The sequence below is a fragment of the Rickettsia montanensis str. OSU 85-930 genome, from assembly GCF_000284175.1.
Classification (GTDB): Bacteria; Pseudomonadota; Alphaproteobacteria; order Rickettsiales; family Rickettsiaceae; genus Rickettsia; species Rickettsia rickettsii.
The window spans coordinates 205,133-231,076 of the sequence record NC_017043.1; the positions used below are offsets into that span (position 1 = coordinate 205,133).

The window sequence follows — 25,944 nt, forward strand, 5'->3', positions numbered from 1 at the left end:
AATTGTGTAGAAACTAGTAGAAGTAGAAAAGAAGGAGAGAATATTATAAATAAGTGATTAATCTAACATTACCTAGGGACGTTATTGCATGGTACAAAAAACACCTTCGATGTCATTCCTAGCTAGAAGTGGGAATCCAAAATTGCTTTGTCATCATCCCGCAAGCTTGTAGCGGGACCCAACTTAAATATTAGTACTTTAAATTATTTTTATGGTCCCAGTGGTCAAGCGAACTAGGTGACATAGTGGGTTTTACCAATCCACGCAACAATGCCGGAGTATGACATTTAGCTGGATTCCTGCTTTCGCAGGAATAACATTTAATTATAAATAGTTAATTATTTTATTATCCACGCCCTATGTTTGTTGTTCTTGTTCTATTTCTAGCTTTAGGTTTTGAAGAAGCAGCAATATTTTTTAAATTAGCTTGATAATTTTTAATTTTCTCTATTCTTTCCTCTCTTAGTTTTTCATAATGAGTTTTAGCATTTTTTCCGAAACCTATTTGGGTTTCCATATTTTTTACAAAATCAGTAACAAGTATAACAAGTATTCGTGGATGCCCTTGAATATCGATTTGACAATTTTTATCTAAAGCACCGAGCATAGTTTCTTGTATTTTTTTGCAGTACGGTACATATCTAAAGCTTCAGGTTGATAATGACCGCTATTATTACGCAGGTAATCAATTTTTCCCCTATCATTTTTATACCTATAACTCCTGCTGCTTCCGCAGGCTTTCCACTTAAAAATGAACCGTGAACAAGATTTTTAGTATTTGGCAAATATTGATTTTTATGAGTACCTATATAAATTGTTCCATCCTCTCCCATTACAAATTCTTGAACATTATTCATGCTTTTACTTTCTTTACCGATAGTAGAAGCTACTTTACCGTTAGCATCAAGTAATCTTTGAGAGGAGGTATCATAGAATAATTGGTGATTTTTTGCCTCTGGTCCCATACGTAATATTTCAAATTCATGCCCATCCCATATTTGTTTACCTTGAGCTATTTCTTGAAGATGATGTTCTGCAAGTTTTGGATTTGGATGAACTACTTTAACTCTTACAGAATCTACTATAGCATCGTTTAATTTTCCTAACTCATGTTCCGGTATTAAAGCATGCTTAAATTTCTTTATTAATCTATTCCAATTATCTCTAGCTCTAGTTTTTGGATCTCTAAAAGGTGTATCAATATTTCTTCCGGCATCTCCAACTAGATAAACTTTATTATCTTTTTGGACTCAGTTATCTTTGTATAAAGGCTCTCCTTCTTGATTTATAAGTGGACCTTTTCTTTCAATAGCAGCTAATTGACCATCCTTATAAAGAATAATTTTTTCATTACTTAGTCCAAACTTTGAATTAATTTGTATTTTACCCTGATGATTTAAATTACCAATACCGATACCGTCAATATCTGCAATTTGAATATCTCTATTTTTATCAACAAATTTTCTAATTTCTTCAGAATTATTAATAAATTGACCGTTATCTTTTAATATTCCTTGTATATCGCCGGTAGTATAAGTAAATTCTTCTTTGATTGTTTTTGTGTCCTTTATAAGACCTACTGCAGCGAAAATTTGTTGAAAGAAATTTGGATTTCTCTTTACTTCAACATTTTTTACTCCAATAGCTTCTCGTTCATGAATTACCAATTGATCCAGCTTTAAGTAGCCGCCTTTATCATAAATATTAATTACTCTTCCTCTTATAAGGTCTACTTTTGTTGCTTCTTTATCTTATGAAAATTCCTTAACTTGCGGCTCTTCTGCAAACCTTACTTTCTTTTTTTTCCTTACCTATTTATAGGCTGTTTTTTTAAAATTGAGGATTTTAAATCACATATTATATGATAACTGATTTTTCTTATATTTATATATAGTACGATAGGTTCTTGTTAATTTGCCAAATAGCGACAAATACTAAACAAGTTGTAAACATTTGTAGTAGCTGTAATAATATGCTTAATTCCGGTATTAATATAATAATAACCGGTTGTAATATTATCGGGACTCCGCTTGAAAACATTACTAGCCTTATAGAAGCTTGTATTGAAGTTTTAGTAGTAAGTAAATTAGCTAAGCTATATACTAACAAAACTATAATACTTTTCTCTAATAAGAATGTTATAAACCAAAATAATATAATAGCCGGCATACCGAAATAAATAAATAAATTTGGTGCATATAATAAATTATCGGCAAAATATTTTTTTATTATTTCAGGAGTTAAAATTACTTCATTTTGCTTGAATATCTCAGAATAGTTAACAGTACTTGGGAAATTTTTCTTAGTATTGGCTACAATTAAATTTATCTTCAGCTTATTCTCTTCAAGTACAAACGGTATTTTGCTTTTTTCTTTGTTAGAAACTTGATTTTTTGTATCAATGACGACTATTTTATTGTTATTCTTGCTATATAAATATATAGGCTCTACTTCTTCAACTGAAATGTTTGAATTATTATATTTAATTTCCGGCAATTGATTAATAATATATTCAATGTTGTCTGTAACTTTTGATGATTGTATTCCGTTAAAATAATCTTTTAAAGTTATTATGTAATTTAATATAAAAATACAATAAATTATTGATGGGATAAAAGATAAGGTAAATACATATCTTATCCCGTACCCTTGATAGTTTTTATATACGTCTTTATAAAACTCTATAGAACTAATTGATAAACGTAATTGACGGAGTAATGCATTTAATCCTCCTAATATAAATAATAATAAATACATGTATAAGTAATTTATTTAAGTTTTTCAACCTCTTCCTTCTTTAATCCGGTTGAGGTAGCTATTAAATCAGTTTTTACACCGGCTTTGATTAAATTTTTGGCTATATTAATTGTGATTTAAGTATTTTTTCTATTATATCATTTTGACCAAGTTTGGTCAAAGTGTAGAATAAAATTAACTCTATATAATCAAGCCCTATATTAACCTCAGCAAATATGGGTAAAAGGTCCGCTATTTCTTACCATCTCTTTAACAAATCTCGTGTATGAATGTGCTTCATAAAAAATTATAAAATTCCGGACCAAGTATTTTCTGTCAATTTTTCATCAGGAATTTCATGAACATTAATTAGCTGATAATCGTTAATCCAAGTAGCTTTTACTAATTCACTATTTTCAAATAATTCCCATAAATTTAAAGGAGCAGTATATTTTTGTGTGCCATTATAAAACACTAAAGGATATATGAAAGGAAATTTTGTGTTTTTTAGTACTTTCTATGATATTCAGCAATATTTAACATATACCTAAATAACCGAAAAGCCATATAATAGTGTGTGACACGAGGTTGTATCAAAGAGTTGTTTCCGCTAGGCAACCATCTATGTCACTAGATGAACCTAAGAGTATGAATAAAGAGACTCAAAATGAAATATTTACCGATTGTAAGATATGTGAAAGTTAAAATGGATACTAGTGAGGGAATAGAGCAATATGTACATAAAAATTTTGAGTATGATAAAGAGCTAGGAGTGCAATTAAAAAGCTTTTTGGATACTCATAGCCAAATAAAAGAAATATGTGAAATTGCTAGTAGTATGGCAGAAATAGTAAAAGTGATACCATCAAAAGAAATAATTACTGGATTGAAAGAGTTACTTAATAATCCTAACTGTTATGTCAGATATGCAGCTGTTTGGAGTTTAGTCGAGATAATGGAAAGAAAGCCTAATATAGCGATAGAAGTATTTATAGGGGTAAAAGAATTGATTATAAATTCTAACATTGATAATTATATTAGGTGTGAAGCGATTATGAATTTAGCGGGAATAGTGGAAGTAATACCTCATCTAGCAGAAAGAGCATATAGTGTTTTAAAAGGGCTACTACTTAATAAGCCTTACTACAACGAAGATGTCAAATATGCAGCTGCTGTAAGTTTAATTAATATAATAAATGTAAGATCATTTGATAAAGCTAGTTATAAACAAGTTAATAGGTTAATAAAAATAATTGATCTACATAGAACTCAAAATTTTTATAAGGATTTATATTTAGAAATAGACGCCAAAACCACTCTACACACAATAACCGACCATATCACTCAAGAATATGAAAAAAGTAAAAATCCTGAAGTAATAGAATGGTTTACTACAAGTTTTAACGAATTACCAAAAATAAAAGAAAATAGCCACTATTTATCCAGCAGAAATTAACACAGAACTAAGAGGGCAACTATTTAACGAATTAGCAGCCCAAGAACAATGTGATTGCTTTATTAAGAATGAAAAGCTTAAGCCTGAAGAAGAAAAACAGATATTTAAACATATTAGTAAGCTGAAGTTTGCAAGTGAAATAATTCAAGATGCAAAAATAAGGTTGAAAACCAGTAATTTTAAATTACTAGATGCCGGGGCAAATAAAAGATTAGATGCCTATGAAATTAAGATAGATAGCCACAATAAAACACTAAAAGCTAGTGGAACAAACAAAAAGCAGAAATCTTTAGAGAAATTGAAAGTTTAGCACAAGAAAGCCAATTATTATATGATTACTGTAATGCATTTTATTGGAATATAAAAAATATCATAAATGCTTGCTGTATTGCTGAAACTAAAATATTTAAAAATAATATTAATGAGAAAGAGGGTATAATAAAAATATTAGCAAAAGGTATAGATTTAATAACGCAGTTTCTTAATAGATATATTAACAGATTTGGCTTGCAGTATAGTAGCAGCAAGGCATGAGAGAAAGCATGGAAATAAAATAATTAGTATAGACGATATTATTCGCAATAAAATTGGAATGGAAGATTTAGACGATAACTTAAAGAAAATAGCTATTATTAAAACACAAGAACGTAGAAACGAAATAATAAATCTCTCAAAAACACCTATATCAAGTTCTTATTCCACTAAATTGCGAGCTAATATAAAAGAATTAGGTAATGTAGTTAAAGAATTTGGGCTTCCTAAAGCTATAGAAAGACATGATAAGGACAATTATAGCTGTGCAACTAGCTTTAAAGGACTCTATTTTATTTATTGAATCTTTATATACAAACCGTGATGATATCTTGAATGAAAAAAACGATTTTTACGTGCAGGATGAAAAAGGTGAAAATAGTAATATTGTCTAATGTTAATCTCTTCTGACACCTAATAAATGTAAAATCAGATAAGCAGCAATTGCCACTCTCCTAAGAATCGTGTATGCTGGTTTTCCCACACACAGCTCAAACCCTGTTAGACCCAGCTATTTGGTTGTGTGTCACCTTACTCCCACTCAATGGAGCGTTTTATTATGAACCTAATGCACATGTGATGAGTTTCTTTTGAGTCGGCGCACGCTTTTCAAAATATTTCTTATATGCCGGATCATATATACTATCCCAGCCTGCATTGTCTACTTTCCGCGCAAACCTGTTACGCATTTCTTCTACAACCGCATTAGGTCTAGAACTCATTATTACGTTTTTATATTCTAATATTTTATCTATTAACTTTTTAAATTCATCTCGAGTATTTAGATGTGCTACTTCGTCATACCAATCAAGTAATAACAACATCTTATCTTTATTTTGGATATCCATTATTTCCTTAACACTTAAGGTACTTTCACTACTACCTAAACAATAATGGATAAAACAATTAAGCTTACTTTGAGATAAATTATTAATATCAAAATACCCACTATAACCGTCTTTCCAACTTTCATTTAATAATTCTTTTAACCTAACTCTCAAAACATAATCAAACTTATCGCTCCATAACTCCCCTTTTCCCCATTTATAAGATAGATAATGCATTAACGTGGTTTTACCTATTCCTGCACTACCGAGTAACAGTACTTTACCGATATCTGCTTTTATTCTGTTTACTTGCTCAATGATATTTTTTATTGCTGATTCACTTTTATTAGGTAGATTTCTGCGAAGTATCTCAAACTTATGTTCTTCATTTAGTGACTTAACTATATTATCAATTTTTTCTTCTTGAACTTGATAATTTTTATCAAACAACTCCCTTATCTTTTCTTCCGTATCTATGGCTTTAAAAATATTCTTTATTTCTATCGATCTCTTTTCTCCGACAATTTGGTAAAGTATCGTGAGAGCTATATAAGGTTCTTAACTTGTCAGTTAATGATTTTGAAGTAGAAAGCTTCATATTTTTACTTAACGGTAGAAAGTATATTTTTATTAGAAAACCTAATTAGATTAAAACAATTATAGGTGTGAGTTTAAGAATTTAATTTTATTTAAGCAATTTAAAATTGATTAACCAAAATAATTTATTTTTTTATTTATTGCAACTATTAATTATTAATGTATAAGAAATTATACACTCAACAAAATTAGCACTTATAGTTATGAAATATAAAAATATAAAACGAACATCTAAAATATTAGCCATAGGAATTTTAATAGCCGGTAATAATATATTTGCACAGGATACGAAGTCTGCTAAAGAATAAGGACAAAGAAGGATTATTAGAACTAAGCTGTAGAGGGCTTTAGCAACTATAGGGTTTTCAAATGCACTACGTACAATCTCATCATGTTTAGGCTTTTTTTGTATAATATAATTTTACGAAGAAAATAATTTTAATTAGAGGTAGTATTAAAGTTCAATATTATATATAAGTTTGTTGATAAAAAATGATTTATTTACTAATATCTATATTTCCATAAATAATATTAGTTTTATATGCTACTGCTACTTCCTGAAATAACTTTGACTTTAATAGCACTTTTAGGGCAGTTTTTTGCCGTAATGATCCCAAATAAAAATAGAATTATTTCTAATATCATTATTTTACTATGCATATTATCAATTTTTCTTACCTTTAAGTACTCAAGTTATGAAGGAGTATGGTACTCATTTGCTACCGGAATAAATATCGGTATTAGTAAAAGCATAGTGCTACTATTCACTATTATCGCCATGATTATATACCGTGATTACTCTATTCTTGTTGCTGAGGAATTAAAGTTTGAATTTATTACTTTAATGTTATTATCGGTCGTAGGTATTTTTGTTGCAATTTCATCACGGAATTTTCTATTATTATTCTGCGGTATGGAGCTTACTGCTTTAACTTCATATGCACTTGCAGGATTCAAATTAAATGATATGAAATCATCGGAAGGTGCTTTAAAATATTTTATCTTAGGTAGTTTAGTTAGTTGTTTATCATTATTCGGTATTTCTTTTATATACGGATTCGGCAGAAGCCTACAATTTGAGGATATCTTATATAAACTAAATGATAATTCCGGAATGAATCTTGGTTTAATAATCGGTATTGTACTATTTTTAAGTAGTATTTTCTTTAAACTCTCAAGTGTTCCACTCCATTTTTGGGTCCCTGACGTATATGAAGGATCACCGATTACTTCGGTTACTTATTTCACCGCTGCCTCAAAAATAGGTATTGTTATTGTTTTATTAAATATCAGCAAATTAATTATAGGTAATTACTACCCTATTAATTATAATTTAATAAAGATAATTGCTATATTATCTATGCTGTTTGGAGCTTTTGGAGCCATTCGTCAAACTTCTCTAAAAAGATTAATGGCTTATAGTACTATTTTAAATATCGGTTATGTATTAATCGGCGTTCTTCTGCATAATCAAGAAGGGTATAAAGCAGCTCTACTATATATTCTAATATATGCGGTAGGGAGTATAGGATTTTTTACTTGCTTAATTATACTGCTCGGTAAAGACGCCGATAAAGCTAGTTTTAAAACTATACAAGGAATTGCAGAGCATCATAAAACTATAGCTGCCGTAATTAGCATAGTTATGTTTTCAATGATTGGAATCCCTCCTCTTACAGGATTTTTCGGTAAATATTACCTTTTTTACCAAGCAATTAATCAAGAAGAATTCGCATTAGCTTATTGTGGTATTTTTACCAGCATAGTTGCTGCGTTTTATTATCTTAAAGTAGTAAAAGCCATGTATTTTTCTAAAAAGATTGAGATAATTAAGCTGCCGATGCAATATGGGCTTTTACTGATTAATTACTTAGTTGTAGGCTTCTTGTTGCTTGGTTCATTTATTGTCTCGTTTTAGCCGGTGTAGACTTTTTATTAACAACACTAGCTGCAGTAGTTTTAGTAGGCTTCATAACCTTTTCTTTTAGATTCTTTATATGTTTTAGATTTTCTTCATCTAATTTTAATAAATCTTGGTCTTTGTGTTTAGCTTTTTTAGCTAGACCTAATTGACTTGGAGTAACACTAACAATATCATCCGTTCCAACTTCTTTCTTAAATTTTTCTAGCGCATCTACATATTCTCTGTTTGCATATATATTTGTCTTTACCGATTGTTGTTTTGGTTCTTTCTTTATTTTATCAGAAGAACCAGCTAAATTTCTTTCATCTTTAATATCTTCATTTAAACTTTTTATTGTCTTTATTAAATGTTTTTTCGCACTATCTCTAATACCAAGTATTTCTAAAATTCTTGCAAAATTAGTAGCAATTTGATTTCTTAATTTAAGTTTTCGTCCTCCTTTTTTTCTTTCTTCATAATTAAGAATCTTCTCAAAATAATCAGGATACTCTTTCATTAATGTTTTTAACCCTTGCTCTTTCACTTCGTAATAAGGAAAACTACATTTTTTAGAAATTAAACTATTTACTTTAATTTCTAAGCCGTATTCCTTTAAGGATTCTTGCCTTTTTTTCATTGTATCTATTAAACTAGCCTTAATTTCTTCAGGCGTTATTTCTTTAGATTGTTTATTATTAAATTGCTTTGGCATCGCTTGTTTTGCAAATTCTGCAATTGCTTCATTACTATAATATTTAGTTAATTCATCAAAACTTTTATCAATAGTTTTGCTTAAATCAATTTTAGAAACTGCAAGTAAGCTATCGGCAAAATTAGGATTTTTTGTTCTTAAATTAGAAGGAAATTCTCTAAAATGGTTAGTGGGACCGAATCCAGGCAAATGTTTAGCTCTTGAATGCGGATATATATTATTTGTTAAATTGTCAAAACTACCAGCAAAATCAATTCTTACTAATTTAGGTAAAGTTTTTGGATTTTTTTGATCTCTGATAACTCCTATATTTCCAACATGTATATCAAAATCGCCGATCAATAAACTTGCCGGCATAATATTTTCAAAGTTCTGATACTTAATTTCCTTAAAAGCATTTTCTAAGGTTCTAAATAATTTATTTCTAGCCCCCATAAAAAGTGGTCTACCGCCGTCCTTTCTAAACCAAGAACTCGGTTTAGTTTTAGCAGACATATGTTTATCCATGTCCACATACATATCGCTACTATAATTCTTAAAAAATTCAGATTTGACATATATTTGCGAATCAATGACTTTAGATTTATTAAAATCATCAGGAGCAATTAAATTAACCTTTGCTCCATTGCCAGGACTTATAGCTTCAAAAATTTGAGACCCTAAAAACTCGGCTATATTTTTTGAACTTGAAGCCTCTTTTTTTATCATCGCTGTAATTTTACCGTCTAAGCTTTGATATACTCCGCCATGCTCTCCTGCCTCATTAGCTCCGCCTCCTTTAGACTTTAAAAAATTCCAACCTTTAAATACTGATTTCTTATTTTGCGTCATCTTCGCCTCTTTATAATGATTTACATCAAATTGATAATTTTGATATAATTATAAAACATATTATTTATTTTATATCAAGGACAGAAGCCGTTTTCTACTTAATTTTATTGTTCTTTAATATTTCAGCTACTTCAAGAGCTGCATAGGTAAATATACCTGTGGCACCGGCACGTTTAAAACTAATTAATGACTCCATCAAAGCTCTCTCCCAATCAATTGCCCCTGCTTCTACTGCAAATTTTAACATTGCATATTCTCCACTAACCTGATATGCAAAAATTTTAGCATTAAAATTATTTGCCGCTTCACGAATAACATCCAAAAACGGCATACCAGGCTTCACCATTACCATATCGGCTCCCTCTGCTATATCATGCTCAATCTCAAGCATTGCTTCCTTAATATTACGTACATCCATTTGATAGCTTGATTTATCTAAATAATTCTTTTTATTACTCTTAACAGCATCGCGAAACGGACCGTAAAAACTTGAAGCATATTTAGCGGCATAAGCAAGAATTCCAACATTTATAAATCCCTCTTTGTCAAGATATTCCCTTATAGCCCCGATTCTTCCATCCATCATATCAGAAGGTGCAACAATATCTACTCCAGCTTTTGCTAGCACTAATGCTTGATTACACAAAGCTCTTACTGATCTATCATTATCAACTTCCCCATTATGCACAATACCGTCATGACCATGTGTAGTATAAGGATCAAGTGCTACATCGCATATTATACCAATATCGATATTAGCGTTTTTGATGCTTCTAATAGTTCTACATATTAAATTATCTAAATTATAAGCCTCATCGGCATTTTCACTTTTTAGACTTTGATCAATACTCGGAAATAATGCAATAACATTAATACCAAGCTCTGCTGCTTCTTTTGCTGTTTCTACTATTTGATCAATCGATAAGCGATATATACCAGGCATAGTTTTAATTTCTTGCCTTTCATTATGTCCTTCAACAACAAATAAAGGCAACACTAAATCACTAACCGATAAATTACTTTCGGATATTAACTCTCTAAGCCACAAAGCTTTTCTATTTCTTCTAAGTCTAATATGGGGGTACATAAAATTCATATCTCATTTTAATTAATAACTTGGATTCTAAATATATAAAATATATAACCTAACCATCTTATAGTAAAAATATTGCATTACAAAAAGAAATTTTGCTTGCAATTTATAAAAAATTTAAGCAAGCTGTTTAATTATGTAAATAAACATAGGAGCTTATTAATATGACACAAGATAATATTCTAAAATCAGTAAAAGATAGAATACAAGAGTGGGAAAAAAAATCAAAAAATATGTCAAATAACCCACCAAAAAATACAAAACCGGCTGTTCCTCCAAAACCTACTTCTGAGCAAATAAAGGCATGGAACGAGGCACATAAAAAACAGACTGACTTAACTTCCCAAGCACTTGATATATTTGTCAACACCCCATCTCCGCAAGTTGAAACCCAAAAGCCTATTATTTTTTCAAAACCGGCTCCGGAACAAACAAAAGTACCGGAAGAAACACCTAAAAAACAATCTAATTTAACCGTAAAAGAGAAAATAGAGAAATTTTTTAAAGATCATAATATTGATACCAAAGATGCTTTGATTCCGGAATTTAGCCGCTATATAGAATTAAGCGGTTCTATGGCAGGGAAGCGTCTTGATGTTATTATTAAAGCTTATGAACAATCATTAGGACGGCTAATAAAACAAGTAGAAGTACCTCAAAAAGAGTTTGTTTCTTTTATAGAAGATGATCTAATAAAGAATCATCCACACAAAGATAAATTTGAAAAAATCAATCAACATTATAAATTACCTGAACCACCTAAATTATCTGATATAATTGATAATCTTAGAGAATTAGTAAACAATGATGATATAATAACTCATTTGAAACAAAGTAGAGAACACATTGAATTTAAAGAAAAAGTAAATAATATTATTCAGATTTATGATGATAATAAACATAATCCAGCTGCTATAGCTAAAGTTGAAGCAAAACTGAAAGAGGTAGGTAAATGGTGTGAAGAAACTACAAAAATGGATAATAATCCTATTTGGAAAAATATTGGTAATTTTATAAAATATTCTTTTACCGGAGATAAAGCTAAAGCTGCTTTTTATAAAGATGCTATAAAAAGTTCTACTCAAAATACTAAAAAAGCTATAGCAGAAATACAAAAATCTCTTACCAATCCTTCTCCTCATTCATCTAATGTTCCACCGTCGAAGAATAAAGGAGAAAGATATAGAAGCTAATAAAAACTTTTAGGATCGATATCTATTTTTAGATGACAAAAAGAAGGAATTTTTATAAGGCTTAGCCAAAATTTTAAGTATTTCTGCAAATTAAATTTCTTATCGGCTATAATAAGTATCCGGTAACGATATTTACCAGCGAGCTTTGACATTAATGAGCTTGCCGGTCCTAAAATTTTCACGTTTGCTTTTGGTGCAATTCGCACCATATCCCTAGCAATTGCTAGAATTTTAGCCTCACTGGAACCTGATAAAATTACCGATGCTGTTTTGGAAAATGGCGGCATATCTGCTGATTTTCTTATTTCAAGTTCATTTGCAAAAAAACTATCTTCATCACCGGCTTTAACATAACTAAAAATTGTATTATCAGGATAATAGCTTTGTAAATATACTACACCTTTACTATCTCCTCTACCCGCTCTACCACCTACTTGATGTAGTAGCTGAAAAGTTCGCTCAGATGCTCTAAGATCGGCATTATTACTTCCAAGATCGGCATCTATTACTCCAACTAAAGTAAGATTCGGAAAGTGATAACCTTTTGTTATTATTTGTGTGCCTATTAAAATATCAATTTCTAAATTTTCCATTTGATTTAGAAGCTGTGCTATTTTTTCCGGGCTTTTAGCATGATCTTTACTTATCACCGCAATTTTACTCTCAGGAAAAAGTGCTTTTGCTTCTTCCTCTATTCTCTCTATACCTGGACCACAGATAGTTAATGTTTCATCCTCTAGACATTCAGGACAAGAACTAAAAATTTTACTTTGATAACCGCAATGGTGACATTCAAGTTTTTTAGTCGCTTTATGTACTACCATCCAAGAAGAGCAGAATTTACAGGTAAATCTGTGACCACAAGCTTTGCATAGCATGAGCGGAGCATAACCACGCCTATTAAGAAATAATAAGACTTGCTTTTTATTATCTAAATTACCTTTGATAGCTTCTATAAGAATCTTGGATAAATAGGAACTCTTAGATAGCTTTTCTTTAGTCATGTCGATTATTTCTATATTTGGCAAATCGACATTTTTGTATCTATTAACCAATGTAACCAATTGATATTTACCCATTTCTATATTATGTACCGTTTCAATAGACGGTGTTGCCGAACACAAAACAATTTGTGCTTTATCAAATGTACCTCTTACGATAGCCGTATCCCTAGCATTATATAATATACCGTCATCTTGTTTATAGGAATCGTCATGCTCCTCATCTATAACTATTAAACCGAGATTTTTAAAAGGTAAAAACAAACTACTTCTAGCCCCAATTACTACTTTAACTTTATCGCTTAATATACCTCTTAAAATCATTTTCTTGTGAGCTTTGGTAACGCTTGAGTTCCATATGATAGGCTCAAAACCGAATCGCTCTATAAAACGATTAATAATTTGTGTACTTAAAGCAATTTCAGGCAACATAACAAGCACTTGTTTGCCTTTTGCTAAGTAATCTGCTATTAGATGAAAATATATTTCTGTTTTACCTGATCCCGTAACACCTTTAACAAGTGTTGGCTTATTACTTTCATTTAAAATTGTTACTGCTTGTTTCTGCTCTTCTGACAAATCAGGTAGCACAAAGTTATTATTGACTTTCTGCTCCTTAACTTTAATCGGTTTTTCAGCAATATCTATAGGTAATACTAACTTGGCTATGCTCCCAAACTCTGACATATAATAGCTACTCATCCATTTAATTAATTCTAAAACTTCTGAAGTAATATTTAAATTTAACGGTACTTTCGCTCTAATAGTTTTTATTTTTTTTGCCTCGGAATTTGAAACAAGCTCCCATACTATGCCGGTTAATTCCTTATTTCTAAAAGGCACTACAACAAGATCACCTATGTTTAGCTCTAAATCTTCAGGCATTAAATAATCTAGCGGAAATAATTTTGCTACCGGTAATAATATTTTTGCTATTCGCATATATAATGTATTTTATAATTTTTTTTTTATTATATACTAAACTGATAAATTATAGAAACCTAGATGAATAAAGAAACAAAAATTGTTATAGCAATTTCTGGAGCTTCAGGAGCAATATACGGTATTCGTTTGCTTGAGGTACTAAAGCAACAAAATATCGAAACTCATTTGGTTATTTCAGAGGGAGCAGCTCTTACTATAAAGCTCGAAACTAAATATTCTATAGATGAAGTTAAGCTACTGGCTAATTATTATTATGACGATAAAGATTTAGGTGCTACTATTTCAAGCGGCTCTTTTAAAACTTCAGGCATGATAATAGCCCCTTGTAGTATGAAGACCTTAGCAAGTATTGCTCACTCAATGGAAGATAATTTAATTAGTAGAGCGGTAGGTGTTGTACTTAAAGACAGAAGAAAACTTATTTTAATGACCCGTGAAACTCCTTTGCATATCGGACATTTAGAAAATATGTTAAAAGTAGCAAGTTACGGCGGCATTATATCGCCGCCCGTGCCGGCTTTTTATAATAACCCTGTAAGTATAGATGATATAGTGAATCATTCTATTACTAGAGTTTTAGATTTTTTCGATATCGAAACTAATTTAATTAAACGCTGGGATGGTTATGAGCAATAAAAGTATCAACTTTACTATTAAAACTTGCATTAAAAAAAGCCCGTAATATCATTAATAAATATTTTTCACCGGAAGAAAGTTTAGTAGATAAATTAATCGCTGAACGTAGAAATGAAGCAAAGAATGAATAATGTAAAATGTTCTGTTTTGGGCTTTGTTGTGTGGATCGGTTTTAACATCATTGCGAGGAAATTACATAAGTAATTGACTAAGCAATCCAGTAAAAATTCTGATTTACAGAATTTTTTTATCATTCTCCTAGATTGCCACGCAGCCTACGGCTGTTTGCAATGACGACTCGGTATCCACGAAACAATACCTCGTGGGAATGACATAAAGTACTTCTTTTTTCAAACCATATAATAATTTAACAAACAACAATGGCACGTAATAAAATAAATAACGAAACAAATAATATATTAGCTGATAACGAAGATAATTTACCTATACCAAGGGTTTTACCTTCAAATGTTCAAGCAGAGCAAATGCTACTTGGGGCGATTTTAACCAATAACGAATTACTAAATTACGTATCGGAATTTTTACGTGATGAACATTTTTTTGAACCTATTCATCAAAAAATCTATAAGGCAATTGAGAAAATTACTGAAAAAGGGCTGACAGCTACACCTATTACTTTACGTAGTATGTTAACTCAAGATGAACTATTTCAAGAAGTAGAAGGAGCGGAGTATTTAGCAAAATTGATAACTATGTCAATGATGGTAATAAATCCGGTTGATTATGGTAAAATAATATATGATTTAGCAATAAAGCGTAATTTAATAAATATCGGTGAAGCAGTAGTAAATAATGCCTATAATTCTTCATTAGAAGTTGAAGCAAAGGAACAGATTGAACATGCCGAAGCTAAACTTTACGATTTAGCTAGCGAAGGCTTGAATGAAAAAAGTTTTACCAAAATCGGTATATCTATTTCAGAGTCACTAGCTAGTATTAATAGGGCTATGAAAAATAATGATCATGTGATCGGTATATCTACCGGTTTTATTGATCTAGATAATAAATTATGCGGCTTTCATAATTCCGATCTTATAATTCTTGCAGGACGTCCGTCAATGGGTAAAACGGCATTTGCTATAAATCTTGCACTTAATGCCTGTAATAATATGCGTCTTAAAAATATTAGAGATAATCAAGAAATTCAGTCAGTAGGTTTTTTCTCTTTAGAAATGTCCTCAGAACAGCTAACCACACGTCTACTTTCAATGTGTGCAGAAATTGATTCTACTTCTCTTCGTACGGGGATTCTAGGTGAAGAAAAATATAACCGTCTTCGCAAGGAAGCAAATACTTTATCGGAATTACAATTTTTTATCGATGATACCCCTGCTCTATCTATTTCCGCTATAAGAACAAGAGCTAGAAGAATGAAACGCAAGCATAATCTCGGTATATTATTTATTGATTATTTACAATTAATTAGAGGAGTAAGTAAATCTGAAAATAGAGTTAGCGAGATTTCAGAAATAACCCAAGGTTTAAAAGCAATAGCAAAAGAGTTAAATGTTCCGGTTATTGCGTTATCTCAGCTTTCAAGAGCGGTAGAACTACGTGAGGATAAAAAACCTATGCTATCCGATCTTCGAGAATCGGGAACTATAGAACAGGATGCTGACATAGTAATGTTTATTTATCGTGAAGAATATTATTTAACTAGAAAAGAACCGGCAGCAGGCGATGCTAAACATGCCGAATGGTTAGATAAGCTCAACAAAGTATATAATATTGCTGATATAATTGTTGCAAAACATCGTAACGGACCAGTTGGAAATGTTCCGCTTTATTATGATAGTCAATTTTCTAAATTCGGTAATTTGGAGACAAGAACTTTTAACTCTCATTAAATCAGAATTGCTTTACGTCATTATTGCGTGGGTACCAAATCGTCATTGCGAGCGAACGTTAGTTAGCGTGGCAATCTCAGGAATTTTCCCGAGATTGCTTCGTCAGTTACTTCGTACCTTCTTCGCAATGACGATGTTTATCTTTTATTTTTTTTCTGTCCATCCTATTACTTTATCAAGCATCTCGTTATTATTGTTCCTATAAAGCCACATCTCATTATCAGGAATGAACTTACCGGGCTTTATTATTATAGTACCGTCACTTAAGGTTAAAACTTGTATCTGTTTTCCTGCATATTTCTTCCCCAGGGATATTTGCCCGTTATTCTCACCAAATTATATATACTATTGCAGGAATTAAGCTTCCAAATAAAAACGCCATCTTTAGCATTTTTGTTACAATAATTAGTTAAGGTATGGAAGATTACTTGAAAACCAAATGAAGTAAAAACTACCGGAGTTACTACACCCCATATAGATATTTCTTTATAATTTGGTGAGAATAACGGTAAATTATCCCACTGAATCATAGAAACAAGTCCAATAACTAAAATTGCAATTATTATAAGCAATCCGATTAAATAGTACCCGATTTATATAATCTACTAACTTTAGAAGTAATAATAATATTAGAATACTAATAATAATACACCATGCTCCTATATAAGTTATACTTGTATTTAAAGCTAATAATTTCTGTAATATTGAAGAGCCTCCGTATATAAATACTGCAAGTAAAGCATATGAAAGGAGCTTAAGGCTTACCGTACCGATGATTTGAGCAGTATGTCCTGAAAAATATTTTCCCAATACCCAAGTGTTAAGCTTTTACCCGCTTGAAGATTAAGCTCTAGGTTAATTAAAGAAGTATAATACATTATAAACCAAATTATAAACATCAATATTATACTAGGTATTATACCTAATTTTGCTAATACCGTGGGTAGTGCTATCATACCGCTACCTATACAAGTACCTGAAATTAACAGGATTGCACCAATAAGTTTTTGCATAATTTAATGAAGTTTAAATTAAAGCAAAGGACTTAATTTTTGCTAAAAAGAAAATCAGCTAAAAAAAGAAGATAAGAATTTTAAAGAATAAAAAGTTTTGATAAGTAAAATTAACATTTGTATAATTTTGTTAAAACATATGTAGCGGTATAGTATAATTATATTAATAATTTATGTAAAATTATTAATATTGCTTTTTAAGGGTATTTTTATATATTCTTATTAGACCTCTTCCCAAACCAGCTTATAGAGAGGAACTCAAAGGAGACACGGAACACAGCACCACAGCGTATATAGAAATACGTGAAGATGCGAGTACCGGATCGACGTATAAATTACCTCTAGAAGCGATGCTTGGAAAGAGGTCTATTGAAATTTACTATATTTAAAAATGCATAGATTAGCTAAAATAATTAGTAATGCAGGAGTTTGTTCTAGGCGTGATGCTGAAAAGCTGATAGTTGAAGGACAGATAAAAGTAGATGGCATTACAATTTTATCACCAGCTACAAATGTTGATATTAGTAATCAAATTGAAGTATCAGGCACATTAATCAATAATATACACAAACCAAGGCTTTGGATTTATTACAAACCTGTTGGTTTAATTACCACTCATAAAGATCCTTTATCTCGTAAAACGGTGTTTGAACAGCTAACCGGTTTACCTCGTGTTATTTCAATAGGTAGGCTGGATTTTAATAGCGAAGGTTTGTTATTACTAACTAATAGCGGTGATTTAGCTCGTCAGTTTGAGCTCCCCTCAAGTAGGTTAAAGCGAGTATATCATGTTAGGGCGTATGGGAAGTCTGATATTCTACTAAAAAGCAATTATAAAAATTTAGAAATTGACGGGATATTTTATAACCCTCATTCAATAAAATTACTTAAGCAAAATAAGAGTAATTCCTGGTTTGAAGTAGTTTTATTTGAAGGAAAAAATCGTGAAATTAGAAGAATATTCGAGTATTTTGGACTAAAAGTTAACAAATTAATTAGGATTCAATATGGTAGTTTTACAATAGATAATTTAAAACCCGGAGATTATAAAGAAATAAATAATAAAGTACTGGAGAAATAATTAGTAATGTGTTATTGTTAATGCATTTTAACTAAATCTATATAGAACACATATGACAAATCTTAATATATATAAATGTGAAGAAAAAGACCTAAACGATTACCTTGGTTATATAAAAGATAACCCTAGTGTCTCGCTAAATGATTTTATCAAAAATAAATATTTCGCTGAAGATAATGATCAAATTATCATTACTAGTTTAGAAAATATGGGAATTAACACAGATTTAGCCAATGCTAATTTCCAAGGTACAATATTAACAGATGCCGTATTTAATAATTGTGACTTAACAAATACCATATTATGTGATTCAGATTTAACAAATGTAAAATTTAATGATTGTACATTTATTGGTACCGACTTTAGAGGAGCAAATCTTCATTATACAGATTTTAATTATAAAGATTATGATTATGATAACTATAAAATCCCCAATCTCAAAGATAAAATACGAGATATCAAACTATCTTTTTCAGATCTTGAAAGATTAAATCAATATATAGATAAATACTTAGAAAAAGAACATATCAAAGAAATAGTGATAGATGAAGCTACGAAGAAAAAGAAATATATTTTGGCTGGAGAAGACGAAAAAACTTTATGGGAAATCAAATCAAAAGAGCTAAAGACTAAGCAAGAAGAGTTAGACACTCTAAAGCAAAATTTAGATAATCCTGGGATGGCTACCAATCTTTTAAATGCTTTTTGGAATAGTGCAGAAACTATTGCTAGAAACCGACAAAATGAACTAGAAAAAATCAACAAGTTACAGCATGAAGTAAACAAATTAGAAACTGAAGTATATGCTTTAGATAATCTTAGAATGTTCTGCGGTAAGGGTTTAGATGGTATTTTTGAGCAGTTAAAAGACGAAGAAATACAAATAAAACTAGACCCATCATATATTATAGGTTCGACTGCCAAAGAGCGAGATATACCGAAAGAATATATAAAATTAACTTCTGCCGAATTTGATCTATATTTAGCTGAAGCAGCAAAACAATCCAATACAAAATTATCTCTTACCGAATTTGTTAGAAAGCAAAAAAATCTTTCAGAAGATTTAAATATAGTTCCTGATCTTTCAGCGATTAATTTATCAGGTAAAACTCTTACTAATCTTAACCTGAAAAATACATTATTTGCTTCAGCCAACTTAGAGAATATCAAAATCTCAAATTGTAATTTAGATTTTACTAATTTTGAAGGAGCTAATTTACAAAATGCCGTTTTTCAAAATGTTACGGCTCGTAACGTAGGATTTCTTTTTGCTGATCTTAAAAAGAGCAAAATTGAAAATAGTGATATGTCGAGAGCTTACATGCCTAAAGTAGATTTATCTGAAGCAGAGGTAACAAATAGCAAATTTAATGCGGTTATGATGGTTAATGCCGATGCCGAAAAGTTAATTATTAAAAATTCAGAATGGAAAAATTCTAATCTTACCGGTATATCGCTTGCTTATGCAGATATGCAAAGAGTTCAAATGCAGGGGGTAGTTTTAAATAACGCACTTCTAGATCAAGCAAATATCGTTTCTACTGATCTTGAAAATGTTTTTATGAATAAAACACATGCATTAGAAGCAAAATTTAAAGAGCAATGTAACATGCAAGGCATAACTGCAAGAAATGCCTATTTTAGCGATGCTGAATTTGAAAATATAATATCTTTAAAAGAAGCTGACTTAAGAGAAGCTATAATGCAGCGTGTTAAACTTAAGAACGCTGATTTAACAAAAGCACAGCTTGATAAAGCAAATCTTGAATATGCCGATCTTACAAACGCTACGCTTACTAATGCAACTGCACAATTTGCTAAGTTAAGTAATGCTACTTTAGAAAAAGCAGAAGCTGAAGGATTAAATATTTCGGATGCTATTGCTAAAAATATTAATGCTAAGGAAGCTAACTTTAAAAATGCAATTATGCAGCGTGCCGATCTTACTAAAGCCGATTTCACTAAAGCATTGTTGGAAAATGCCGATATGCAAGCAGTGGAAGCAGCCGAGGCTATATTTAAAGAAGCAATTCTAAAACAAGCGAATTTAAAAGCAGCAAATCTAGCTGGAATTAATAAAGAAGGAGCAGATTTTGATAAAGCAAAAATCAACGATGCTACAAAGATGCATGATACTAAAGGTGAGGCTAAAGGGAATTTAGATCATCAAGATAAAGACGGTAAAAAAACATCTGTCAATGTTAACGAACATGCTAAATTACAAGATAAAATTCATGCAAGAGAGAAGAGCGGTTGGTTTCTGAAAACCAGAGTAGGACAGCTTTGTACAAAACTTGCTAAAAGTACTACATCAGGAATTAGCCGCGTAACAAATTTTTTAACAAGTAAAAAATTTTTAGTAGGACTTGCCGTAGTAGCAGGTCTTGCAGTAGCAGCTGCACCTTTCGTAGCAATGCCTGTGTTATTGGTCACCGGCACGGCCCTTACTACTAAAGCTGTCATTCTAGGAGCAGGTATTTTGGCCGGAGGGTTAGTCGCTGCCGGAACTTATAAACTTACTCAAAAACCTTTACGCAATCTTCAGAAGTCATTTGAAAACTTAACTAGTAGTATAGATAAATATATCTCACCGCCTCCTGAAAATATTGATGAATTAGTAACAGAAAAACAACAAGCAAGACAAAAAGCTGAGACAGAAAAATCTAAAGAAAGGGAAGAAAATTTAAATAATGTAAATAATAATATTGATAAAGCTAAAGAACAAGATCTTTTAAAACAAGCACAAAATAATTTAAACCAAGAAACGCCAAAAGTAGAAATAAAAGAAAAGCAAGATAAAACTGTAGAAAAACAACAAGCAAAATCTAATACATTCGCAGCAAAATTTAAGCCTAACACTAAAGGCAAAGGATTTGCCACAAAAATAAAAGACGAAAAAAAATCAAGCTTAACAAAAGCAGCATATAACTAAATAAGTGTTAAAAATAATATCCGGTAAATATAGAAACCAAATTATACCTACCGCTAAAAATATCAAATATCGACCTTCCACCGGTAAGCTCAAAGAGGCAATATTTAGTATATTAACCTCCGGTGAGTTTACCGGTAATAAATTATTTAACGAAAATACTCACATTCTCGATTTATTTGCCGGTAGCGGTAGCCTTGCTTTTGAGAGCCTATCAAGAGGAGCAGGTTTTGCTACCTTAATTGATATTGATACATACTCATTAAAAATAGCAAAAGGATTTGCTAAATCTCTAAACATTGAAAATAATGTTAATTTCGTTAATATTAATGCTTTAAATCTACCGAAAACTACTAGACATCTTTTTAAACCAGCTTATAGAGAGGGATCTAAAGGAGACACGGAACGCAGCACCGCAGCGTACACACTAGTACGTGAGGATGCAAGTACCGGATCGACGTCTAAATTACCTCTAGAAGCGAAGTTTGGGAAGATGTCTAATAAATCATTTGATCTTGTCTTTATAGACCCCCCTTATCATAAAAATATAGTGCCTAAAGTAATGAAACTGCTGATAAAAAATAATTGGCTCAAAGACGGTACTATTATAGTTATTGAGATGGCTAAAACAGATGATTATGTTTTAGATGAAAATATTGAAATTATACGTGAAAAACTGTATGGTAAGAGTAAGCTGTTGGTTTTGAGCTTTACCGTCATTCCCGCGGAGGCGGGAATCCAGTAAAACATATAAAAACTTGTTTTTATATGTTTATTTTATTCATAGTATGTAATTTTGTCCCTATATTAAGGTTATTTTTTCTGGATTCCCGCTTTCGTGGGAATGACATAGAACCGCATAACAAGACATTAAAAAACAAACATGACCAAAAAGCATTACATATGTTCTAACTGTGGAAATATTAGTCCTAAATGGTCAGGGCAGTGCTTTGATTGCGGTGTATGGGGTAGTATTGTCGAAGAGATAGTAAGTGCAAATCAAGCAATTGTTAATAAAGTCGGTAGCAAGCAAGACTTCGATAAGCTTTCAGGGCATGTAACCGAGCAGTTACGCATCCCTACCCCTATAGGTGAATTAAATAGAGTACTAGGCGGCGGTTTAGTGCTTGGTTCTGCTATATTAATAGGAGGAGACCCTGGTATAGGCAAATCTACTTTGTTACTACAGCTAGCAGCAAGTAACTTTGCATCAAAGATGAATTGCTTATATATAACGGGCGAAGAATCGTTAGACCAAATAAAATTAAGGGCCATAAGGCTAAACCTAACTAACTATAATACCGATATTTTAGCAGCTACTAATTTGGAAGATATTATTGCAAGTATAGAAGCTAATAAAAACAATATTGATTTAATAGTGATTGATTCTATTCAAACAATTACCACAAAAGAATTATCATCGCCTCCAGGCACTGTTTCGCAAATTCGTACATGTGCAAATGAGCTTGTTAATTATGCTAAGCAAAACAATATAATTATTTTATTAAGCTGTCACGTCACTAAAGACGGACAGCTAGCAGGTCCTAAGATACTTGAACATTTAGTTGATACCGTGCTATATTTTGAGGGAGATAATAATAATCATTTCCGTATTTTACGCTCATATAAAAATCGTTTTGGCGGTGTGGGTGAAATAGGAGTATTTGAGATGAGCGGCAGCGGGCTTATTGAAGTAACAAATCCGTCTGAACTATTTTTAATGAAGCGAGAACAGAACGTTATAGGTACGTCTATTTTTGCAGGAATCGAAGGTTCAAGACCGTTACTTATGGAAGTACAAGCCCTTATAGTACCCTCAAATATGGTAACTCCTAGACGCTCTGCGGTGGGCTGGGATGCTAATAGGTTATCAATGATACTTGCCGTGCTTAGTAGTAGGATAGGACTTAATCTTGTTAATTATGAGGTATATTTAAGCATTGCGGGGGGACTTAAAATTGCCGATCCTGCTTCTGATTTAGCAGTAGCAGCGAGCTTAATATCTGCTGCAACCGGCAAACCTATACCCGAACATAGCGTCTTTTTCGGCGAAATAAGCTTATCGGGTGAAATAAGAAAAACCGCAAAAGCAGAAACAAGAATAAAAGAAGCCGTAAAACTTGGATTTAATAAGATTATCTGCTCTAAATTTGAAAATTTAACGTATGACTTTATATCTTCCGTCTCACATTTAAAGGACCTAAAAGAGATAATTAAATGAGTATAGTTTATGAAATAAGAAATTTGGAAGAAGCACGTAATTTTTTATCTAGTGTAGAAGAGCAGCTGATATTAACAAATCATGCCTCTAGCGTAAAATATTACGGTATGCTAGCAATTGATTACATGTTAAAAACTCTAAGTAAAGAATTTCCGGAAAAAGTTTTAGATCTTACCGTAAATGTAGGAGAGGATCACGCCGCTTTATTTACTGCAATCAAACTAGGGTATAAGAATATATCATATACAGGGAATTCTGAGGAAGCTAGGGGATTGTTGTACGGATATTAAACCGTCATTGCGAGCGACTGAAAGGAGCACAGCAATCCAGAAAATAATTAAAAAAATGCTAAAAATTAGCATTTTTAACTGGATTGCTTCGTCAATTACTCCGTAATTTTCCTCGCAATGACGGATAAACCTATCCATGCAACAAAGCCTACATTTCCTCGCAATGACGAAAATTTAATAATAAAAACCATGAATATCAAAGATATAGGAGTAATAATTGCTAAAAAACCTTTGAAAGAAAATACATTTATTATTACGGTTTTTACTAAAAATCATGGTTTATATTCGGGAGTTGTAAAAGAATTTTCTAGAAAAAGTAAATTTATATATCAAGAAGGGAATATTGTAGATTTTCTTTGGCAGGCAAGATTACATGAACATATTGGCATGGCTAAATGTGAACTCATTAAATCTTACACCGGTTATTTTATCACAAATAAAGCTAAATTATATGCCTTTAATTCCGTTATATCTTTAATCAAAGAGTTATTTCATGAAAGAGCAGAACATTCTAAATTTTTTTCATTTCTAATTAACTATTTAGATAATTTATCAAAGAATTTTTGTTTTCGTGATTATATTAATTTTGAGCTAGCTTTACTTGCCGAGACGGGTTATAAGCTTGATCTTACCAAGTGCGGCGTGAGCCATGTTACAACTGATTTAATCTATGTATCACCTAAATCAGCTAGAGCATTATCATATGAAGTAGGAAAACCTTACAAAGATAAATTATTGATGTTACCAAAATTTCTACTTTCAGATAATAGTGAGATTACATTAGAAGAAAAACGGCAAGCTTTAGCTCTAACAAACTATTTTTTTAATAGATATTTATTTCATAATAGTAGACAGGTTGAAGCACGCCAAACTTTTATTGAATATACTTTAAATAATTTTTAGAGACTATATTTTTACTTTTATTTTTCTTATTTTATGATATACCTACTTAAGTAATTACTTAAATAAGTATGTAATATGACTAGACTAAGCATAGATATACCAAACGAATTACATCATTTTCTTAAAGTTCACACTGCACATAAAAATGATACTATTATGAATTTTGTAAGAGAAGCGATATATTATAAAATAGAACAGGAAAAAGAATTAAATGCAGAATCAATAAAAATATTAGAAGAATCAGCAAAAAGTTTAAATATTAATAAATATTCTTCGTATAAAGAAATGTATAAAAAGCTTAATTTAATATGATTCTGCAAACCTCTACTATTTTATTCCATGTCATTCCCGCTTTCGCAGGAATGACATAAGGGCTTTTCAAAAATTTCCCGGTACTACATACCGGTACACATAGTGACTTATTCAAATAATAATCTATGAAAATACTAGCATTTGACACAGCCAATAATACTGCATCGGTAGCAATATCCAAAAATGAGAATATCCTTGCATGTATAGAAGAATTACGTCCTTCTATGCAAGCAGAAAATCTAATGCCGATGATAGAAGACGTGATGAAATCAGCTAAATGTTCATATGATGATTTAGATTATTTAGCGGTAACTAACGGACCCGGTAGCTTTACCGGCATTAGAATAGGACTTGCTAGTGCTAAAGGTATATTATTTTCCAAGGAGAATATTAAAGCAGTAGCGGTTAGCAATTTTGAATATGCTTATTTTAGAGCCATAACTCAAGTTAAAGATTATGATAAAATATATGTCTTTTTAAACGCTTATCGCTCACAGCTTTATATGCAAGTTTTTCATAAATCAGGAAAAATAGAAGAGCCGTTATTGATAGATTTCGAGTATGCTATAAAACTGCTTACAAATGAGAAAGTGAATATAGTTTGTTGCGGTAGCGGACTTGAATTTATATATCACCAAATTATGCATTTGCCGAATATAATAACCTTGCCACGTTTTGCACGAGTTAAAGCTTGGGTTACCTGTAGATATATTGCTAGTAGATTGTCAAGCGATATAAAATTAAATAGCTCCATCGAGCCACTATACATACGCCCTCCTGATGCTAAAATCGCAGTCAATTATGCCATTCCTAGTTAAAAGTAGGAATCCATTTACTGGATTTCTGTAATTAACGCAATAACATAA

At 31.1% G+C, this 25,944-nt stretch carries 28 protein-coding genes and 1 pseudogene; 17 read left to right on the forward strand and 12 right to left on the reverse strand.

Annotated features, from left to right (window positions below; genetic code table 11):
- Positions 1-346 precede the first annotated feature (346 nt).
- The 5 genes from MCI_RS01125 to MCI_RS09350 form a co-directional block, all read right to left on the reverse strand.
- The gene (locus MCI_RS01125; RefSeq protein WP_014409310.1) at positions 347-607 is read right to left on the reverse strand and encodes a hypothetical protein; all 261 of its coding nucleotides are present in this window, start codon (positions 605-607) and stop codon (positions 347-349) included.
- A gap of 34 nt (positions 608-641) precedes the next feature.
- Entirely contained in the window at positions 642-965 is a 324-nt protein-coding gene (locus MCI_RS01130; protein ID WP_232202680.1) for a hypothetical protein, read from the reverse strand.
- 285 nt (positions 966-1,250) lie between these two features.
- The gene (locus MCI_RS01135) at positions 1,251-1,667 is read right to left on the reverse strand and encodes a hypothetical protein (protein ID WP_041404092.1); all 417 of its coding nucleotides are present in this window, start codon (positions 1,665-1,667) and stop codon (positions 1,251-1,253) included.
- A gap of 217 nt (positions 1,668-1,884) precedes the next feature.
- Positions 1,885-2,757 (reverse strand): DUF1189 family protein, encoded by an 873-nt coding sequence (locus tag MCI_RS01140; RefSeq protein WP_041404093.1) that lies wholly within the window; start codon positions 2,755-2,757, stop codon positions 1,885-1,887.
- 286 nt (positions 2,758-3,043) lie between these two features.
- The gene (locus MCI_RS09350; RefSeq protein WP_014409312.1) at positions 3,044-3,211 is read right to left on the reverse strand and encodes an Rpn family recombination-promoting nuclease/putative transposase; all 168 of its coding nucleotides are present in this window, start codon (positions 3,209-3,211) and stop codon (positions 3,044-3,046) included.
- Between the two features lie 192 nt (positions 3,212-3,403).
- Between MCI_RS09350 and MCI_RS09355 the strand changes: the two genes are divergently transcribed.
- The 3 genes from MCI_RS09355 (at position 3,404) to MCI_RS01155 (ending at position 5,027) form a co-directional block, all read left to right on the forward strand.
- On the forward strand, positions 3,404-4,192 hold the full coding sequence (locus tag MCI_RS09355; RefSeq protein WP_014409313.1) for a HEAT repeat domain-containing protein: 789 nt from the start codon (positions 3,404-3,406) through the stop codon (positions 4,190-4,192).
- A 163-nt stretch (positions 4,193-4,355) separates the two neighbouring features.
- A complete protein-coding gene (locus MCI_RS08330; protein WP_014409314.1) occupies positions 4,356-4,502 on the forward strand; it encodes a hypothetical protein in 147 nt (48 codons plus the stop codon).
- A 192-nt stretch (positions 4,503-4,694) separates the two neighbouring features.
- A complete protein-coding gene (locus MCI_RS01155; protein ID WP_014409315.1) occupies positions 4,695-5,027 on the forward strand; it encodes a hypothetical protein in 333 nt (110 codons plus the stop codon).
- A gap of 253 nt (positions 5,028-5,280) precedes the next feature.
- On the opposite strand, the gene MCI_RS07210 is transcribed toward MCI_RS01155, so the two are convergent.
- Complete coding sequence (locus tag MCI_RS07210; RefSeq protein WP_014409316.1) at positions 5,281-6,000, reverse strand: NACHT domain-containing protein; 720 nt, start codon at positions 5,998-6,000, stop codon at positions 5,281-5,283.
- A gap of 688 nt (positions 6,001-6,688) precedes the next feature.
- On the opposite strand from MCI_RS07210, the gene nuoN reads away from it, so the two are divergent.
- The gene (nuoN, locus tag MCI_RS01170; protein ID WP_014409317.1) at positions 6,689-8,065 is read left to right on the forward strand and encodes an NADH-quinone oxidoreductase subunit NuoN; all 1,377 of its coding nucleotides are present in this window, start codon (positions 6,689-6,691) and stop codon (positions 8,063-8,065) included.
- Here nuoN and MCI_RS01175 read toward each other — a convergent pair.
- The gene (locus MCI_RS01175) at positions 8,049-9,593 is read right to left on the reverse strand and encodes a hypothetical protein (RefSeq protein WP_014409318.1); all 1,545 of its coding nucleotides are present in this window, start codon (positions 9,591-9,593) and stop codon (positions 8,049-8,051) included. The genes nuoN and MCI_RS01175 overlap by 17 nt on opposite strands.
- Positions 9,594-9,687: 94 nt before the next feature.
- Positions 9,688-10,680, reverse strand: coding sequence for a porphobilinogen synthase (hemB, locus tag MCI_RS01180; protein ID WP_014409319.1), 993 nt, complete (start codon positions 10,678-10,680; stop codon positions 9,688-9,690).
- 170 nt (positions 10,681-10,850) lie between these two features.
- On the opposite strand from hemB, the gene MCI_RS01185 reads away from it, so the two are divergent.
- Positions 10,851-11,879: a hypothetical protein gene (locus MCI_RS01185; protein WP_014409320.1), complete on the forward strand. Its 1,029-nt coding sequence runs from the start codon at positions 10,851-10,853 to the stop codon at positions 11,877-11,879.
- Here MCI_RS01185 and MCI_RS01190 read toward each other — a convergent pair.
- Positions 11,876-13,822 carry a primosomal protein N' gene (locus tag MCI_RS01190; protein ID WP_014409321.1) on the reverse strand — a complete coding sequence of 649 codons (1,947 nt, stop codon included), beginning with the start codon at positions 13,820-13,822 and terminating at the stop codon, positions 11,876-11,878. The genes MCI_RS01185 and MCI_RS01190 overlap by 4 nt on opposite strands.
- 63 nt (positions 13,823-13,885) lie before the next feature.
- Here MCI_RS01190 and MCI_RS01195 point away from each other — a divergent pair, with 63 nt between their 5' ends.
- A complete protein-coding gene (locus MCI_RS01195) occupies positions 13,886-14,461 on the forward strand; it encodes a UbiX family flavin prenyltransferase (protein ID WP_014409322.1) in 576 nt (191 codons plus the stop codon).
- A gap of 380 nt (positions 14,462-14,841) precedes the next feature.
- Complete coding sequence (locus tag MCI_RS01200; protein ID WP_014409323.1) at positions 14,842-16,329, forward strand: replicative DNA helicase; 1,488 nt, start codon at positions 14,842-14,844, stop codon at positions 16,327-16,329.
- 269 nt (positions 16,330-16,598) lie between these two features.
- Here the strand turns inward: MCI_RS01200 and MCI_RS08805 are convergent, their stop codons facing one another.
- Genes MCI_RS08805 through MCI_RS10205 form a run of 3 tightly spaced genes read right to left on the reverse strand, consistent with a single transcriptional unit; the run spans position 16,599 to position 17,342 of the window.
- Positions 16,599-16,859, reverse strand: a complete 261-nt coding sequence (locus MCI_RS08805; protein WP_232202681.1) for an aromatic amino acid transport family protein — start codon at positions 16,857-16,859, stop codon at positions 16,599-16,601.
- The gene (locus MCI_RS09360) at positions 16,843-17,139 is read right to left on the reverse strand and encodes an aromatic amino acid transport family protein (RefSeq protein WP_269479128.1); all 297 of its coding nucleotides are present in this window, start codon (positions 17,137-17,139) and stop codon (positions 16,843-16,845) included. Before MCI_RS09360 ends, MCI_RS08805 begins: the two co-directional genes overlap by 17 nt.
- A complete protein-coding gene (locus MCI_RS10205) occupies positions 17,091-17,342 on the reverse strand; it encodes an aromatic amino acid transport family protein (RefSeq protein WP_041404094.1) in 252 nt (83 codons plus the stop codon). The genes MCI_RS09360 and MCI_RS10205 overlap by 49 nt, the downstream gene beginning before the upstream one ends.
- A gap of 215 nt (positions 17,343-17,557) precedes the next feature.
- On the opposite strand from MCI_RS10205, the gene MCI_RS07220 reads away from it, so the two are divergent.
- The 10 genes and pseudogenes from MCI_RS07220 (at position 17,558) to tsaB (ending at position 25,896) form a co-directional block, all read left to right on the forward strand.
- A complete protein-coding gene (locus MCI_RS07220; RefSeq protein WP_083837153.1) occupies positions 17,558-17,731 on the forward strand; it encodes a palindromic element RPE1 domain-containing protein in 174 nt (57 codons plus the stop codon).
- Between the two features lie 2 nt (positions 17,732-17,733).
- Positions 17,734-18,423, forward strand: coding sequence for a pseudouridine synthase (locus tag MCI_RS01215; RefSeq protein WP_014409324.1), 690 nt, complete (start codon positions 17,734-17,736; stop codon positions 18,421-18,423).
- Between the two features lie 52 nt (positions 18,424-18,475).
- A complete protein-coding gene (locus MCI_RS01220) occupies positions 18,476-21,355 on the forward strand; it encodes a pentapeptide repeat-containing protein (RefSeq protein WP_014409325.1) in 2,880 nt (959 codons plus the stop codon).
- Between the two features lie 4 nt (positions 21,356-21,359).
- Positions 21,360-22,097, forward strand: coding sequence for an RsmD family RNA methyltransferase (locus MCI_RS01225; protein ID WP_014409326.1), 738 nt, complete (start codon positions 21,360-21,362; stop codon positions 22,095-22,097).
- Between the two features lie 138 nt (positions 22,098-22,235).
- Entirely contained in the window at positions 22,236-23,573 is a 1,338-nt protein-coding gene (gene radA / locus MCI_RS01230) for a DNA repair protein RadA (protein ID WP_014409327.1), read from the forward strand.
- Entirely contained in the window at positions 23,570-23,863 is a 294-nt protein-coding gene (locus MCI_RS01235; protein WP_014409328.1) for a hypothetical protein, read from the forward strand. Before radA ends, MCI_RS01235 begins: the two co-directional genes overlap by 4 nt.
- Positions 23,845-23,985 (forward strand): annotated as a pseudogene (locus MCI_RS10440) (zinc ABC transporter substrate-binding protein); the annotation flags it as partial. The gene MCI_RS01235 and the pseudogene MCI_RS10440, both read left to right, overlap by 19 nt.
- Before the next feature lie 67 nt (positions 23,986-24,052).
- A complete protein-coding gene (recO, locus tag MCI_RS01240) occupies positions 24,053-24,766 on the forward strand; it encodes a DNA repair protein RecO (RefSeq protein ID WP_014409329.1) in 714 nt (237 codons plus the stop codon).
- Between the two features lie 75 nt (positions 24,767-24,841).
- Entirely contained in the window at positions 24,842-25,078 is a 237-nt protein-coding gene (locus tag MCI_RS01245) for a hypothetical protein (RefSeq protein ID WP_014409330.1), read from the forward strand.
- Between the two features lie 125 nt (positions 25,079-25,203).
- Complete coding sequence (gene tsaB / locus MCI_RS01250; RefSeq protein WP_014409331.1) at positions 25,204-25,896, forward strand: tRNA (adenosine(37)-N6)-threonylcarbamoyltransferase complex dimerization subunit type 1 TsaB; 693 nt, start codon at positions 25,204-25,206, stop codon at positions 25,894-25,896.
- Positions 25,897-25,944 lie beyond the last annotated feature (48 nt).